The organism is Kitasatospora sp. NPDC001603 (genome assembly GCF_040298365.1).
In the GTDB taxonomy this organism is placed as follows: Bacteria; Actinomycetota; Actinomycetes; order Streptomycetales; family Streptomycetaceae; genus Kitasatospora.
Genome location: NZ_JBEPAA010000061.1, coordinates 1 through 17,019, shown reverse-complemented (window position 1 = coordinate 17,019; position 17,019 = coordinate 1). Strand labels below are relative to the sequence as shown.

7 protein-coding genes and 2 pseudogenes are annotated in these 17,019 nt (G+C 69.1%); 8 read left to right on the top strand and 1 reads right to left on the bottom strand.

Features of this window, described 5'->3' with window-relative positions:
* The first annotated feature begins 139 nt into the window (after nt 1-139).
* From ABT263_RS29300 to ABT263_RS29285, 4 genes are all read left to right on the top strand, one after another.
* Complete coding sequence (locus ABT263_RS29300; protein ID WP_352294882.1) at nt 140-2,071, top strand: helix-turn-helix domain-containing protein; 1,932 nt, start codon at nt 140-142, stop codon at nt 2,069-2,071.
* A 1,068-nt stretch (nt 2,072-3,139) separates the two neighbouring features.
* Nucleotides 3,140-3,832: a hypothetical protein gene (locus ABT263_RS29295; protein ID WP_352294880.1), complete on the top strand. Its 693-nt coding sequence runs from the start codon at nt 3,140-3,142 to the stop codon at nt 3,830-3,832.
* A 201-nt stretch (nt 3,833-4,033) separates the two neighbouring features.
* Nucleotides 4,034-5,377 (top strand): hypothetical protein, encoded by a 1,344-nt coding sequence (locus ABT263_RS29290; RefSeq protein ID WP_352294878.1) that lies wholly within the window; start codon nt 4,034-4,036, stop codon nt 5,375-5,377.
* Nucleotides 5,374-6,393 (top strand): PD-(D/E)XK nuclease family protein, encoded by a 1,020-nt coding sequence (locus ABT263_RS29285; protein WP_352294876.1) that lies wholly within the window; start codon nt 5,374-5,376, stop codon nt 6,391-6,393. Before ABT263_RS29290 ends, ABT263_RS29285 begins: the two co-directional genes overlap by 4 nt.
* Nucleotides 6,394-7,197: 804 nt before the next feature.
* Here the strand turns inward: ABT263_RS29285 and ABT263_RS29280 are convergent.
* On the bottom strand, nt 7,198-7,404 hold the full coding sequence (locus ABT263_RS29280; RefSeq protein WP_352294874.1) for a hypothetical protein: 207 nt from the start codon (nt 7,402-7,404) through the stop codon (nt 7,198-7,200).
* A 923-nt stretch (nt 7,405-8,327) separates the two neighbouring features.
* Here ABT263_RS29280 and ABT263_RS29275 point away from each other — a divergent pair.
* The 4 genes and pseudogenes from ABT263_RS29275 to ABT263_RS29260 form a co-directional block, all read left to right on the top strand.
* Nucleotides 8,328-15,629 (top strand): ricin-type beta-trefoil lectin domain protein, encoded by a 7,302-nt coding sequence (locus ABT263_RS29275; protein WP_352294872.1) that lies wholly within the window; start codon nt 8,328-8,330, stop codon nt 15,627-15,629.
* On the top strand, nt 15,626-16,027 hold the full coding sequence (locus tag ABT263_RS29270; RefSeq protein ID WP_352294870.1) for a hypothetical protein: 402 nt from the start codon (nt 15,626-15,628) through the stop codon (nt 16,025-16,027). Before ABT263_RS29275 ends, ABT263_RS29270 begins: the two co-directional genes overlap by 4 nt.
* 287 nt (nt 16,028-16,314) lie before the next feature.
* Nucleotides 16,315-16,479 (top strand): annotated as a pseudogene (locus ABT263_RS29265) (transposase); the annotation flags it as partial.
* Nucleotides 16,480-16,763: 284 nt separating this feature from the next.
* Nucleotides 16,764-17,019, top strand: a pseudogene (locus ABT263_RS29260) (hypothetical protein); the annotation flags it as partial.

Sequence of the window (17,019 nt, the reverse complement as noted above, 5' to 3'; positions counted from 1 at the left end):
ACCTATGATCGCCACTTGCGTTCTCTGAATCTGTGCAGACTTCGAAGGCAGATGCCCCGACAGTGCCGCCGCACACCCAGAGCACGCAAGTGGATGGGCCCGAAGCCACGGGTTCCACTCTCGGGGAGGGACCAGACCTGTGTCCACGCTCAAATTCGCCACCAGTTTGCATGATGCGGACCTCCGCTTTGTAGGAGATCCCCCTGCCGCCCACACGGACCGGCCACTGGAAGGCGTGTACCTGTGGGGCCCCGAGCAAGTCCTCCATCCCGACCGGACACGCCATCAACTCGTCATCATCGAGGCCGACGACCCGCGGCTGTCCGACGGTCAGCAACTTACCGATCTCATGACGCATCTCGCCCTCCGGCAGGCAGCGGGGCTGGCCGTCGCGGCCCCGGCCACAACCGAGATCACCACCGACGTGCGCAGCGCGGCCCACCGCCACGCGGTGCCGCTGCTCACCGTATCCCCGCAGCCCGCCGCCTGGATGCGCCTGCACCGCGCGGTCACCGAAGAAGTCCACCGCAGGATCCTGCGTACCGCTCGCCTGCACTCCCAGCTCATCGATCAGGTACGCCACCTCGGCCGATCTGACGGCACCCAGCGGATCATCTCCTGGCTCGCCTCCACCATGGACGCCGAGATCACCCTGACAACGCCCCGGGGTGCCGTGCTGGCGGCCGTTCCCGAGAGCGCCCCGACCACGATGGTCCCGGCCGGCGCCCGAATCGCCGAACTGGCCGCCGCCGGCCGGGGCCGCTCCGCCGCCATCGACCTTCCCCACGGCCGCCGCCAGATACGCCTGTTCACCGTCGGTGCCACCCGCCCCGCTCCGGTCCTAGCCGTTGCCTGCGAGGACCTCTGCCCGGAGATCAGCGCTGCCATGGCACGCGTCCTGGACCTCCTCGCTGCCCGGCTGGCCATCGAGGAGGCCGACCGGGGGCGGAGCCGTCTGCAGTGCAGCGAGCATGTGGTGCGCGGCGCGATCCTCAACCTCCTCATGACCGGCCAGGTCAGTGCCGCCAGGAGCGCCGCGACCAGCCTGGCCCCCGAAACGCTGGACGACGGAGTCGCCCGCACCCTCATCCTCAAGGTCCCCCGGGCGCAACGGCTGGCGATCATCATGCAGTGCCACCAGGCCATCGGAAACCGAGCGATCGTCAGCGGCTGCCCCACACACGGTGACCGCATCATCGTGCTCATTCCGAGCACCGCCGGCGACCTCGAGAGCAAGACGATCAGGAGTCTCGTCACTTTCACGCAGGCGGCGCCAGAGCGCTACCTCGGCGGGAGCTCCCTCCACACCCTCGACGAGACCGCCAGCGCCTACCGGGACGCCGCCCGCGCCCTGGCAGTGGCCGAACGCACCTCCAGCCGAGTACACCTCTATATCTCCGAGGTCCAACTCGCCCACGTCCTCGACCAGCTGCACGCCGGCGCCTGGGCCCGGCATCAGCTACGCCCGCTGCTCGAGCTGCCCGACAACCGCCGCGACCAGCTCCTGACCACGCTCGGCCTGGGGCTGCTGTTCACTCCGGCCGCCACCGCCCGAACCCTGGGCACCCACCGCAACACCGTCGCGCGCCGCTTGGCCGATGCCGCTGCCCTGTTGGGAATCGACCTCCAAGACGTATGGCAGCGCGCTCTGATCGGCCTGGCCCTGGAAGTCTGGGCCGCGACCGCACACCTTCAGCAAGATCCGGACGCTCTCGTGGTCACGGACATACTGGACACCGCGCCGGTGCGACAGTGGGCCGAACGGTTCCTGGGCCGCCTGGACAGCGACCGGCGCCAGCTGCGAGAGACTCTGTCGGCCTGGATCCAGGCCAAGGCCCGCATCGAAGATACCGCCCATCTAGTGGGCCTCCACCCCGCCACCGTGAGGGTCCACCTACGCAGTGCCGAGCAGCTGCTGCAACGCCGCCTGCTGACCAACACAACCTCCGACGCGCCGGCCGGCTGCATCGTTCCAGGCGCCCACGATCTTGTCCTGGCGTTCTTCGTGAAGGGGGGCGGCACCACGCCACGGTCGGCTGCCGACCGGGCGGTTCCCTCCTGCGCCGGGTGAGAACCCCAGTAGGCGCCCCGGCGAGACGGCCAAGCCGGGCGAGGGGACGGAGCCTGCCGGTCAGCCCACGCGCTACCCTCTCCTGCAGCGCCCGCCGGCACCGAGATGGACACCTCGCCGGCGGGCGTCACCGTGGCTCGTGGCTGCTCCTTCCTGGCCGCCCGTCAGAGCAGCCTGAAGCTGACCTCACCCCTCCCCCCCACCCGCCCGGAGATCCCGCCTCGAGCCGGCCGGGTTCCCGCGCCATCGACCGACCAACTACCGCCTTGGGAGGCAGCGCTCTGTCCGGCGCCCGAGAATGGCGTCGCGATCACTCTGCCAGCGGCGGCCACCTCGTTGTCCTCAACACCCAGGTGGCAGTGCTCCCCTGCTCCTCGGGGCCCAGCACCAAGCCAGCCAGCGCCAGCGGTGCTGGTCGGTGCTGACGTATGCCCTGTACCGGCCGATGAGGAGCGGGTATCCGGCCGAGTCTGGGCCTGCGCCGGTCGGGCGGAGCGCCGTCAGGCATACGCCAACCTCCAACGCGTAGGCGGGCGTGACCTCACCCGAGAGCGAATTTGAGCGAGTTTCTTGGGGGAGGCATCGTGACGGCCTCGTTCAGTGTCGTAGGCGTGCAGCCGGTGCTGTGCCTCGGTGGACTGTCGGCGTAGGCGCGAGGAGCATCAATCCATGGTGCCGCCGGGCCAGGCGGGCGCCGAGCAGGCCGCAGCCGGTCCGGACGGACCAACAGTTCTCCATGACATCGGCCGTGAACCGTCCGGCCACCATGGCGCCAGTTTGGGTGAGGCACGACAATCCGTTGCCGACTACCGCTCCGATGCCGCCGACCATGCCACCAGAATCGCCCCGTCGACTCGGCACGTTCGAACTCATACCCTCTGGCCTGCGCGTTTCGAGGCGAGAACTCGGATCGCGAACCAGGCCCACGTCGCCGTTGAACCCCCCTTGACCCGCGCCTGAATCCGGCTAGGTTCCTCCCGCGCCGCGACCGGACCACCCGTACCGGGCAGCTTCGCGCCGCATCTTCGCACGCAGAGCCTCAATGAGGCCACCACGAGATGAGGAACCATGAGCGTCACCAGCCAGCAGGCCGAGGACTATCTGGACGCCGTCGACGGCGCCCTGACCTCCACGGGCCTGCGCCCCGAGAAGCTCACCGTAGGCGACACCGACGAACGTGCCGACGGCAGCGTGACCGCGCTTCCCGGCGCGGTCCTGGCCTGGCCGGCCGGCCACTCCCGGCTTGACCCGGACCGGTTTCCCCATGGCGCCGTCGCGACCTGGACCGCCACGCACGGCTGGCAGGGCGCAGCCGTCCGATCAGACGGAACCAGTGACATCCCCACCCCCCTTCCGCTGACACCCCTGTGCGATCCGCACCGAGTCGTCGAGGTCATTGCTCACGTCCTGCTCGGTCGGGCTGTGCCCGCCGCCGCGGAGCAGGACGCCACCGAGATCCGGGGGGCTCGCCGGCTTCGCTGCGATGGCGGACCCGAGGCCGACCCGGCACTGGCGGTGCTCCGGGCCGAGATCTGGGGCCACTTCCACAGCCACCCGAAGGGCAGGACCGATGACGGTCGCTTTGCCTCCGAGCTGGCCTTCCCCGTTGCCAGCGACGGGGACTGCTGGAGCCAGCACGGAGTCCAGATCACCTACGGCGACACTGCCGTCTTCGCCGACCTCGACGGGTACGACGAGTTCCTCGAGCTCATCGCCGCCCACTGCCCGATAATCGAAGGCCCGCTGGTACTCACCCTGTGAGCCGGGGCCTGCTCCTGAGGCCCGGCACGTTCGAGCCTCTGCGGCGGCATCCGCACGTGGCGCGCCCCCTTGCGGGAGCGGAGTAACCGCCGTGACCCGCCACGCAAGGGGGACGTGACCCCCCGATCCAGCTCAACGGCCCTGCTGACCCTGCCAAGCACCTGTCCGCCCACGGACGAGAACCACGAGAGATGGATTGTCATGAGCACACCCATTGCGTCGCCGTTCCCAGCCCTGTCCGACGTAGCCGACCTCTTCGACGACGACCCGCAGTTCGCACGGCACGTCCGTCGCGCCGAACTGCTCTCGCACGCCCGGGGACTTCCGCGCTGGCTCAAGGGCAACGCCGTCGACCTCGTGCTCGTCCTGCTGGCCGGACAGGACCTCGGCCTGACCACCTGGGAGACCATCAACAGCTTCTACCCTGACGACAGCGAGGAGAGCGGGCTGGCCCTCCACGCCTCCGCGCAGCGGGCCCTCCTGCGCCGCGCCGGCTGGGGCTGGCGCATCGTCGAAGCGACCGACGAGCGCTGCGTCGTCGCCGTCACCGACCCGAACAGGCCCAGCCAGGGCGAGCTCCTCACCACCTACACGATGCGCGACGCCCTGGTGGCGGAGCTGACCAGCGGCCCGCGGGCCGACTTCTGGCGGCGCTACCCCAAGCAGATGCTCTACGCCCGCGTCACCACCCTGGCTGTCAACGCCCACGCCGCGCACGTCGTGCGAGGAGCCCCCCGCGGCTGGGGCAACCTCCTCACCACCGACCCCGCCCCCCTCCCCGTTGCGACCCCCGACGCCACCCCACAGTCCATCCCGAACAGCGCCCCGACCCCGCAGCGCCCCCTTCAATACCCGGTCCCCGCGCCCGAACTCGGCAATGAGGCTCCGATGCCGCAGGGTGACGCCACTTCGGCGGCTGCGCCCGTCCTGCCGACTCCGCCGGCGAACCCGCTGCAGGCGATCGATACCCGCACGCCCGCCACTGCGCTGATGGTGATGGTGCCGGCCGCCGAACCCACCGATCGACCCACAACCGACCCGGCTGGCACCACCGAACGCGACGACCACACGCCCATCCCGGAGCACGCCGCCCCGGCGCTTCTCCCCGCCCCACCGCCCGACGTAGACCCGGTCCAGCGCACCCCTCACCAGAACGACCCCGCGACGGCGGCCACCGCTGACTCCCCTGACCCCCGCCAGGCCGCCTGGGAAGTCCTCCGCCGCGAGGCGCGGGCACTCAAGCCGAACGGCGTCTACCAAACCCTCGTCGGCAACGAATCCAAGATCAAGAAGGACAAGGCGAGCGGCACGCTCACAGACGAAGCCGAGCAGCGCATCCTCGAGGCACAGAGGACCCTCGGGATCTCCGCCCACGCGATCTACCGGCAGTTGCGCAAGCCGAACGTGCCCGCCGCATCCGAGCCCGACCAGAGCCCCCCCGTCCCGCTCCAGCTCGCCCCCCGAGCACAGTTGCCCGACCTGTGCCTCTGCGAGCAGGCTGCCGCTGGCCACCACCGCAACGACTGCCCGGACTCCCGACAGTGAACCGAGCCGAACTCGAAGGACGCCGCCGCCAGCTCGAAGACGGGCTGGCAGCGGTATTCCGCACCGCCACCGCCACCAACCACCACGACCCCGGAACCCTGTCCATCTCCGGCCTCGGCGGCTGCACCCGCCGCGCCGCCTACCAACTCGCCCGCTACCAACCGACCGACGACCATTCCCACCAGGAGCAGCGCGCCTCCCATCTGGGCCAGGCCGTCCACGACTGGGTCCTGCCTCGCCTTGCCGCCCAGCTCGGCCACGACCTCACCCTCGTCGAACACGACGTCGTCCTCGGCGTACGGGGCCTGCAGATCCCGGGGAGGCTCGACCTGTTCACCCCCGCCATCGGCGGCGGACTGCTCGTCGACCTCAAGACCCACGGCTACGACCAGAGCGACGACGGCGACGAACCCTCGCGCGCCCGCCTCCTGCAGCTCTACGGCTACGCCATGGCGCTACGCCTGATGGGATATCTGATCCAGGGGGTGGCGGTGGTGCCGATGTCGCGCATTCACGGCGGCACCTCCGGGACGTGGATCGGCGAGTTCGGGTCCCGGCAGGAGGCCTACGTCGACGCTCGGGTGCGCGACCTGCTGCGGCACGCCGAGGCACCCGCCTTCGCGCCACGCGACGCCCACCGAGGCCCTGGCCTGGACATCATCTGCGACTCCTGCCCGTTCATGTCCCGGTGCTGGCCCGGCGCCGAGCCGGCCCAGGCCGCCGAGGTGCGCACCAACGCCGACGTCGTCGCCCACGCCCTCGGCTACACCGAAGCCGCCGCACAGGAAAGCAACTGGAAGAAGGAGAAGCAGTACCACCTGGCAGCACTCGGACGCACCCGCCTGGGAGGCTACGAGGCCGACGGCTTCGAAGTGGAGGTCAAGACCTTCCCTGGTAGAAGGCGACTGGACCAGAGCGGCGCGAAGGAACTCCTGAAGGAGAACAACCTGCCCATCCCGTACACCACGGACAAGGACTCGCGCCGCGCCCTCGTCCACCGCCGACCGCTCTCCTGAGACCCGCTGCTCGAAGGACAACACTTCATGGCCGCGGCACTGCCGGCTCCCAGGGCCTGGCCGTGCCCGGCATCTTGCTCCCGGAAAGGGTCGTTTATGCGAGATGCTGCTTGTCGGAGAAGGCGGACTCGGATCGACGACGCCTCGTGAAGGCAGCGACGTCGAACCGGGCTCCGGAGAGCCAGGCGAGAGAGGCTGCCGACAGGATGTACGCATTGCTGGCTTAGCTCGGAAGAGCTTCCAGAGCCCTTCTGATCACCGGAAATCAGGCCGCGGCCTTGTGAGGCGTTCAAGCATCCTAGAGGTAGTCAGGTTGCGTTCTGCCGACAGCAGGTAGGCGGCCGGGGAGCCAGCGAGGAGCTTCCGGCGCTCCGGGCCCGGACGGCAGCGGGCCGGCCGTCGCGAGCATCGGTTCGATGTGCGGCAGCCTGAGCCGTGCGGATCCTCTGGGCGCCATGTCTCCCAGGATGAGCCGTCCGGCGCCCGGGCGGGCACCCCGCACCGCCAGGCGGCGCACCGCGGCCGTCCGCGCGCGAGCATGGGGTGAGCGCTGCCGGCCCCCGCTATCGCGTCGGAGACCTCCTGGCGGAGGCCGCCCGGCCCGGGCGCCGGCTGCTGGTCGTGGCGGTGGGGGAGGAGTCGTATCTGGTGCGGCGCCTCGACCCGTCAGCTCCCGGGGCAGGCGGGCCTGGAACCGCGGGAGAGCACGTGGGCGCACGCGGGTGTGAGGCGGCCACCCGGCCGGTCGGACGCCACGACGAACGGGACTGAGTGATGGGCTGGCCAAGCGGGCGGCCGGGCGGGTCAGCGGGCGTGGTTGAGGAATGCCCTGGAGCCGTCATGGAAGTTCGCCACAAGCAACTGGGCGACGAGGGCGCTCTCGATGGTGGCGAGGTCCGGCTCGCGGTGGGCGCGTGCCGGCGTGCCGGGATGGTGCGGCGGGTGGGAAGGCGTCGTAGAAGGTGCGGGAGAATCCGGAATCGCCGGAAGGAATAAGATGATATCAGACATTCTATCACTTCTGACGGTTAATCATCGTTTCGTTATTTGTTCGCAATGCCGGTTGGCATCTGAGTGCCAGTGGTGGATGAGAGGTTGGTGCACGCTGCACTTATGTGCGGCTTACCTATGCTCATCGAGCACCGATTGAAAGAAACTTGATGTCACGACGGTTCCAGGCCTCGCCCGCGTTCGCGGGTGGGGCCTTCTCAACGCGCAAGCTGCGCCGGATGTCCGGCCTTCTGACGCTGGGGCTGCTGGTCCAGACGGGGGTGGCGCTGGACGCGCTCGCCCCGGCGTCTGCCGCGGCGGCTCCCGCCCCTGCTCCGGCTCCCGCTCCCGCTCCGAAGGGCAATGAGGCGCCGGACGAGGCGTCGGCTCTCTTGTCGGCACGGTTGCAGGGCCATCGGGTCGAGGTGACCGGTGCCCGCACCGAGACGACGACGCTGTGGGCGAACGCCGATGGCACGCTCACCGCCGACAGGTCGACCGGCCCGACTCGGATGAAGGTCGGTGAGGCGTGGGTCCCGGTGGACACCACGCTGGTGCAGACGGCGGACGGCAAGGTCGCGCCGAAGGCACACCCCGAAGGGCTCGTCTTTGAAGGCGGGGACGCCGGGGTCACGGTGGGCGACAGCCTTCCCGGCACGCCCGCGACGCCACAGCCAACCGCCTCGCCCTCACCGAGCCCGTCGGCCTCAGCCACGTCCCCTTCCCCGGATTCGGCGGCCCCGAGCAGCTCGGCGTCCCCGACCGGTGCGGCGACGCCTGCCGCGACCGCCTCGCCGTCGAACAGCCCGTCAGCCTCCCTGGCCCCGTCCGTGGCCCCGTCCCCGACTGCGAGCGCGACGGCAGAGCGGGCCTCGCGGGGGGCAGCGCGGGCCGCGGCTCCCGCGGCTGACCCGGCCCCGGCGCAGCCGGTCGAGCGCGAGCTGGTGAAGGTCGGTTCGGGTGACCAGCAGCTGAGGTTCGGCTGGCTGGGCAAGCTGCCGAAGCCGAGGCTGGAGGGCAGCAAGGCGACCTATGTCGACGCCCGCCCGGGCGTCGACCTGGTCTTGCAGGCCACGCGTACCGGTTTCGAGCAGTTCCTGGTGGTCAAGGACCGCGCGGCGGTGTCCCAGGCGGGCACGCTGACGCTTCCGCTGGACACCACCGGTCTGACGGTGGCGCCGCAGCAGGACGGCTCGATCCAGCTCCTGGACAAGGTGTCCGGCAAGCCCACGGTCAAGATACCGGCGCCCGTGATGTGGGACGCGGCGGTGGACCTGGCGTCGCTGGAGCACCTGCACCGGGCAGCGGTGAAGATGGAGGTACGCGGTCAGGGTGCGGACACCGAGCTGGTGTTCACCCCGGACGCGGCTTTCCTGGCGGACGCCAGGACGCAGTACCCGGTGACGATCGACCCGGTGGTCGACGTCCTGAGCACGTACGACACCTACGTGCAGAGCAATGAGAACGTCGACGCCTCGTCGTCCGGCGATCTGAAGCTGGGCAGTTACAACGGCTCGGTCGTGGCGCGCTCGTTCCTGACGATCCCGGGCGGCGAGTTCAACGGGAAGCAGATCCTCGGCGCCACGCTGAACCTGTACAACTACCACTCCTCCTCCTGCCTCGCGAAGCAGTGGGAGGTGTGGAACGCCGGCGGTGCGGCCTGGTGGACCCGCTGGAACGACCAGCCGGTGTGGGGTCAGAAGTGGTCCACGTCGAACGACACCTTCGACGAGGACCCGGACGACTCGCACGACTGCGCGGCCGGTGACGGCTCGGTGTGGGCGAAGGCCGATGTCACCGACATGATCCGGTACTTCGCGTCGCACAACTACGCGGACTACGGCATCGGCCTGAAGGCGGCGGACGAGTCCAGCCCGCTGTCCTGGAAGCGGTTCAGCTCGGCCGAGGGCGGCGCTCCGCCGTTCGTCTCGATCACCTACAACTCGGTCCCGGAGACTCCGGCGGCGGTGCAGGTGCAGCCGTCCCAGCCCGGCAGCCCGGTCTACACCCCGGACGCGAACCCCAGGTTCCAGGTGCAGGCCGCCGATGTGGACGGCGACCCGCTGAAGGTCTACCTCGACCTGTGGCGCGAGGGCACGTTCGTCGGCAGCATCGCCCGTGACGTTCCCAACGGAGCGATCGCCACCGTCCGCCCGTCCGACTACGGCCTGGCCCGACTCGACGAGGGCGTGCAGTACTCGATCTGGGCCATGCTCGACGACGGCAAGGCCCGCTCAGCCTGGGCCGGCACCAACGTCATCGCCGACACCACCAAACCCGGAGCACCGTTCGTCACCTCCGCCGACTACCCGTCGGACGGGCTGTGGCACGGCGCGGCCGACCAGCCCGGCTCCTTCACCTTCACCCCGCCCGCGGGGACCGATGACCTGGTCGGCTACACCTACACGCTGGACGGCGCCGCGCCGGTCACCGTGAACACGACCGCCTCCATCACCACCTCGATCACGCCGACCACCGAGGGCCGGCGCGTGCTGAGCGTGCAGTCCAAGGACCGCGCGGGCAATCTGTCCCCGCCGGTGACCTACCCCTTCCAGGTCGGCAAGGCGGGCATGAGCTCGCCGGTCAACGGCACCCAGGCCGCAAAGCGCGTCAAGCTGTCCGTCGACGCGCAGTCACAGTTCAAGCGGGTGCTCTACGAGTACCGCCGCGGCCCCGGCGCGACCGAGTACACCGTCCCCCGGACCAACCTCACCAAGGCCGACAACACGGCCGTCACCGAGGACAAGCCGCTGCTCGCCGACCTCGGCCCGCACGCGAACTGGACGGTCCTCGACACCCTCGGCAACGTGGGCGGCGTCGTCCAGGTCCGCGCCAAGCTGTTCCCCGAGGACGGCTCCGGCGACGGCTACGCCACCGTATGGAACACCATCACCGTCGACCGCAACGCCGACGGCGCGGCTGGTACGGGCATCGGCCCGGGCTCGGTCAACCTGCTCACGGGTGACCTGTCCACCGATGTCACGGACGCCAACGAGTTCGGCATGTCGGTGACCCGCACCGCCTCCTCGCGCGATCTCGGTCGGGGCTGGCAGCCGCAGGGCGAGCGCCTGACGATCAACCAGCGTCAGATCGGCACGGACCTGACGGGATTCACTCCCGGACCGGCCGACGTCTCCCGCTCGACGGTTCGTGGCCACGACAGCTCGACCGACTCGCTGCTGATCAAGCCCGCCGACAGCTGGGCCTCGTACGCGGCCGTCGGCCCGGAGTACACCTTCGCCCAGGGTATGCAGCCCGGTAAGACGTACCGCCTCACCGGCTGGATCTACGTCCCGGGCGCGACCGGTCTGAACCCCGACCGGGCCGACATCGGCCTGCGCATGGCGGGCGTCTACCGCACGCCCGCCGGCTACGGCGACGTGCTGTCGCCGAAGGCCTCGTTCACGGACGGCTGGCAGCAGCTGACCGTGGACATGGCGGTGCCGGGTGATGCCACCGAGGCGTGGTTCCGGCTTGGCAACGGCTTCGACGCGGGCACCGGCAAGGAGGTCTTCTTCGACGACCTGTCGCTGAAGGAGATCGTCGCGCCGTTCGGCCCGCAGTGGGCCGGCGGCCCGGACGCCGGCACCGGTTCGGACTACCGCGCCCTGTCCTTCCCGCAGTCCGACCTGGTCGAGATCAAGGGCAACGACGACACCGCGCTGACCTTCGCCAAGGGCACCGACGGAACCCTGTTCCCCGAACCGGGCGCCGAGTCGCTCACCCTCAAGCCCGTCCCGGCCGCGGCCGGCGCGCTGGTGCTCTCCACCTCCGGCCAGTGCCTGGAGGTCCCCAACGGCTCGGCCGGCAACGGCGCCCAGCTTCAGCCGGCGCCCTGCACCGGCGGTGCCAACCAGCAGTGGACCCGCGGTGACGACCTGACCCTGCGACTGCTGGGCTACTGCCTGGACAACGCCTGGGGCCAGGTCGACAACGGCACGCAGCTGGTGCTGTGGGACTGCAACGCCGGTGAGAACCAGCAGTGGGAGGTGCGCACCGACGGTACGGTCATCAACCGCCACTCCGGCAAGTGCCTGGACACCGACAAGGGCGCGTCGGTGTGGGTGTGCTGGGCCGGACCGAACCAAGTCTGGGACGTGCAGACCGCCGGCACCACCTACGAGCTGTCCGACCTGGACGGCTCGAAGACGGTCTTCGCCCGTCAGGCCGGCTCCTCGATCTACCAGGTGGTGAGCGAGACCGGTCCCGAGGCCGCCTCGACCACCCGCTACCAGTACGACACCACCGACGGCCGCTCCCTGGTCAAGCGTGTCATCCCGGCCGTGGAGCCGGGCGTCGACGACGTCAATCACTGCACCGTCAACCCGCTGCCGCGCGGCTGCGAGGTCTCGGAGTACGACTACGCCAAGGTCACCACCGCCACCGCCACCACCCCGGGCGACTACCTCGACCGGGTACGGGCGGTGAAGGTGTGGTCGTGGAACCCCGTGACCTCCCAGCAGGAGGCCGTCGAGGTCACGCACTACGTCTACGACGCGAAGGGACGCATCGCCCAGGTCTGGGACCTGCGCCTGGCCCAGCCGCTGAAGACCACGTACACCTACGACACCGACGGCCGGGTCACCCAGGTCAGCGCCGCCGGCGAGCTGCCGTGGAACTTCGACTACGGCAAGGCCGCCACCGACCAGGACCCCGGCCGCCTGCTCCAGGTCCGCCGCGCGACCCTGGTGCCGGGCAGCAAGGACCAGGTCAACGGGGAGATCGCGACCAAGGTCGTCTACGAGGTGCCGCTGACCCGCGGCGCGGGAGGCCCGTACGACCTGGCCGGCGCCGACGTCGCCAAGTGGGCGCAGACCGACGCCCCCACCGACGCCACCGCCGTCTTCGGCCCCGAGGACGACCCCGGCACCAACACCGCCACCGTGGTGAAGCCCGGTGCGGACGGCTACAAGCCGGCCACCGTCCACTACCTCAACGCCTCCGGCAACGAGGTCAACACCGCCAGCCCTTCCGTCACCCCCGGCGGTGACATCGACACCAGCGAGTACGACCGCTACGGCCACGTCGTGCGAACCCTGGAGGCCACCAACCGCGCCATCGCGCTCGGCACCCACCCGGACGCCGACAAGTTCATCGACGAGCTGAACCTGCCCACGGACAGCGCCTCCCGGGCCCGGCTGCTCGACTCACGGACCACGTACACCCCGGACGGCCTGGACGTCACCGAGACCCTCGGCCCGGTCTACCGCGCCTCGCTCACCGAGCAGGTCAACGGCCAGACCAACCCGGTCACCGTCACCTGGGAGGCCGAGAAGCTCCCGCAGCTCGGCGCGAGCGCGCCGGTGCGGGTCATCAACGACAACAACGCCCTCGTCTGGTCCGGCGGAGCACAGCTCAGTCTGGCCGGCACCCAGGCCGGCGTGTTCGACACGATGCGCGTCAGCGTGCCCGAGGAAGGCGACTACCTCCTCTCCGGCCAGCTGACCCGGTTCAACGACCACGGCTTCATCCAGTTCGCCATCGACGGCCACAACCTCGGCACGCCGATCGACACCTACGACGCCGACGACAACGGGGCCACCTCCCCCTACACGGTCGGTCAGTCGATCCACCTGGCGCGCGGTGACCACGAGCTGAAGCTCACGGTCACCGACACCAACACGGCCAGCCAGGGCGAGCGCTTCCACGCCGGCCTGGACACCGTCACCCTCACCAAGACCGCCCTCAACCAGACCCTCCTGCCCGGGACCTCGGTGGTGGCCCGGGACCACAACACCAGCACCTACGACGAAGGCAAGCCCGACGGCCAGGCCTACCACCTGGTCACCACCGCCACCGACGGCGCCCGCATCGAGAACTACGCCGACGACGTCGAACTCCGGGTCACCAGGACCGGCTACGACACCCCCATCGGCGGCACCGCAGGCTGGACACTGAAGACCGCCACCTCGGTCACCACCGACGCGCTCGGCGCCAAGCTGACCTCCACGGTCAAGTACGACGCCTCCGGCCGCGCCCTGGAGTCCCGCAAGCCGGGCTCCAACGGCACCGACGCCGGGACGGTGAAGTCGGTGTTCTACACCGCCGGCGCCAACCCGGACGACGCGGCGTGCGCCAACCGCCCGGAGTGGGCGGGCCTGCCCTGCGTCACGATGCCGGGCGGCACGATCACCGGGGCCGACGCCGCTCGGATGCCGACCACCCTGCCGGTGAAGCGCGTCACCCGATACTCGCCGTTCGGCGAGCCGGAGGAGACCACCGAGACCAACGCAGGCAAGAGCCGCAAGACCGTCACCACCTACGACAACGCGGACCGGATCCTCTCCACCGAGATCACCTCGGACGAGGGCAAGCCGCTGCCCAAGGTCACCACCGAGTACGACCCGGCCACCGGCGACATCGTCAAGACCAACGCCGGCGGCAAGTCGCTGACCCGCGTCCTGGACTCGCTCGGCCGGCTGATCTCCTACACGGACGCCGACGGCGGCACCACCACCAGCGAGTTCGACAGGTTCGGCAAGCCGGTCAAGGTGAGCGACCCGACCGGATCCACCACCTACGCCTACGACCGGGCGAAGGAGCCGCGTGGCCTGGTCACCTCGGTCACGGACAGCGTTGCCGGGGAGTTCACCGCCAAGTACGGTCCGGACGGCCAGCTCGTCGAGCAGACCTACCCCGGCGGCATCGTCCGCAAGGACACCGTCAACGCCGTCGGCGAGGCCACCGGCCGCACCTACACCCGCACGAGCGACAACAAGGTGATCTGGGCGCAGAGCGCCGACATCTCCACCCAGGGCCAGGTGGCCAAGGACACCAGCTCCACCGCCACCCGCACCTACCAGTACGACCGGCTCGGCCGGCTGGTGAAGGCCGAGCAGAGCACGGTCGCCACCGGCTGCGTCACCCGCCAGTACACCTTCGACGCCCACTCCAACCGCCTCTCCAAGCAGACCTCCCCAATGGGGACGTCCGGCGAGTGCGGCATGGCTGGAGCGGTCGCCGAGAGCCACACCTACGACAGCGCCGACCGGCTCACCGACGCGGGCTTCACCTACGACGCCTTCGGGCGCACGGTGAAGACCGCGACCGGTGCGACCAATACCTACTGGGCCAACGATCGCGTCGCCGCCCAAGAGAAGGGGGACACCAAGCAGGAGTGGGCCGTCGACGCCGCCCACCGCCTGACCTCGTTCACCACCAGCAAGAAGCAGGCGGACGGCTCCTGGGCCAACGCCACGTCGAAGCTGAACCACTACGGCGACGACTCCGACGAGGTCCGCTGGACCGTCGAGGACACCACCCAGGGCACCCTGACCCGCAACGTCTCGGGCCCCGACGGCGACCTGGTGGCCACCACCAGCAAGACCGGTGACGTCCAGCTCCAGCTCACCAACCTGTTCGGCTCGGTCGTCATCACCACCGACACCGCGCTGACCAAGCCCGTCGTTCTCGACTTCGACGAGTTCGGCATCCCCCAGGACGGCCAGGCCGGTGTCCGCTACGGCTGGCTCGGCGGCAAGCAACGCTCCGCCGAAGCCCAGGACGGCGACATCCTCATGGGCGCCCGCCTCTACAGCCCGGCGCTGGGCCGCTTTCTCCAGATCGACCCGATGCCGGGTGGCAACGCCAGCGCGTACGACTACTGCACCGGCGACCCGGTCAACTGCACCGACCTCGACGGCAACTGGGGCATGCCCAAGTGGCTGAAGAAGACGGTCGAGGTCGTCGCGGTCGTAGCCGAGATCGCCTCCAACATCCCCGGTCCCATCGGCGCGATCGCGGCGACGGTTTCGGCGGTGTCCTATGCGGCCACCGGAAACTGGGAGAAAGCCGCCGAAATGGCCGTCACGGCGGTCGCCCAGACAGTCGGCGCCGGCCCGGTGGTCAAGGCTGTAGTGGTCGGCGTCAAGTGCACCCGGGCCGCGACGAAGGCAGCGAAGGTAGTCCAGAAAGCCAAGGCGGTCTACCGGTACGCGCAGATTCAGAACTACGAGGCCAAAGCCCGTTACACCAGCAAGCTGGCCGACAAGTACAATGGTGGCAAGAGCCGGGTGTTCCACACGGGTACCAACATGAGATGGCAGTACGACCTCCGCGGGGCGACTCACACCATCAAGCTCGGTGGCGGGAAGACGCAGAAGGTTCCAACGCCACACAAGGTGCCGAGCCACCCCAACCCCAGGGCGCCGAACGGCTGGGGCCAATTCCAGAGGAACGATACCAAGTCGATGTCCTGGCGTGACGTCTATAAGGTGCGGAAGATCTTGAAGAAGAGGAACAAGTGAAGGCCCGATTTGACGGCATGAAGCCGTGGGGCGCCCCGGGAGACTACTCTGACGTCGACCTCCCGAACGGCGGCTTCCTTGATCTCCATAACGACTTCGGTCTATTGGGAGTCTCCTTGGTGGGTCACCCGAAGTCGACTCTGCGGCTGGAGTTCGGGCACCCGCGCCGTGGACGCTTCACCCTGGAGTTTCAGGACATCGGCGAGCTGATCATGCAGCAGACCGTGGTGAGCTCGGACGGTTGGCACGGTGTCCCCAACGACGATCCAGAAGGGATCGATACGATAACGTACTACGAGTACGGGGCCGATCTCCCGCCGGTGTTCGAAGTTCTGGCACCCACACTCCGACTAAGATTCCGAGCCTGGGACGTTGTTCTACGTCCGCTCGGGCGATAGCACTCGGCTCTTGGTGACAACAGCCCCAAATGATTGACCAGCAATGGTCAGTGTTTGCAGCATGGGGGCTGGTTGTTTAGGCCGCGATCAGCTTAGACAGACGCTCGGCTGGGGTTTCCCCAGCCGAGCGTCTTGCGTAGGCGGCGGTTAGTATTCCAGCAGGACTTCGGCGTTTTCCTGATCAGAAGGCTGCGCGGTGAATGTAGTGGCCCGGTGCCCGTCAGGCCGCGTTTGAGATCTGCCGTGCTTTGGGGCGGGAGAGGTCGTTGAGCCCTGCATGAGTGGTTTTGGGGGTGGGTACCCCGTCGGATTCAACGGATGAGCAATGGGCCCTGGTGGAGCCGTTGCTGCGAGCAGCGAGGGTGGGGTTGAAGGGCAGGCGGCGGGAGAAGCATCCGCAGCGGCGGATTGTGGATGCGATCTTCTATGTGGTGCGAACCGGGTGCGCCTGGTGGCAGTTGTAAGCACGCGTTCAAGCACCATTGGTAATCGCCGTGACCCGACGGAGTCGGATGTATCGACTGAGGAGCTGAAATGGACAGCGACGAGATGACTGAGAGAATCTCGGTCGCCGCATCATCTGAAGGTGTGATCTCCGGCTCAGTCGAACACGGGTGGAAGGCCAGGTTATCTTCATGTCTATGACTTTGGCAACAAGACCGTTGGGCGCAACGCTAGCCTGCGTGTTTCATCTGGAGTCGCGTCCGGATCATGATCGAAAAAGCGAAAGTGCCTTCTGAGCTGCAACGATGAGGCTTGTCTAAGGTCCCAGTCGTTCCAGCAGGAAGGCACTTTCTGCGTGCACCCTACCCGCTCACGTCCCAAGCTCGTTGTCAGCGCCGACGGGCATGGGGTGGTCAGCCGCGCCGGCTCGCGTCTGCTCGCGGATCTGGCTGGCGCCACCTCGCTGACCAGTGCCTTCTCGGAAGCTCTGCACCGGCTGCGGCCACGCGGGACCGGGCACGACCCGGGGCGCGTCGCGGTGGACCTGG

Coding starts and splice junctions, on each gene's coding strand:
- ABT263_RS29295 (WP_352294880.1), top strand. CDS start 3,140: ATGAGCGTCACCAGCCAGCAGGCCGAGGACTATCTGGACGCCGTCGAC.
- ABT263_RS29290 (WP_352294878.1), top strand. CDS start 4,034: ATGAGCACACCCATTGCGTCGCCGTTCCCAGCCCTGTCCGACGTAGCC.
- ABT263_RS29280 (WP_352294874.1), bottom strand. CDS start 7,404: ATGTCTGATATCATCTTATTCCTTCCGGCGATTCCGGATTCTCCCGCA.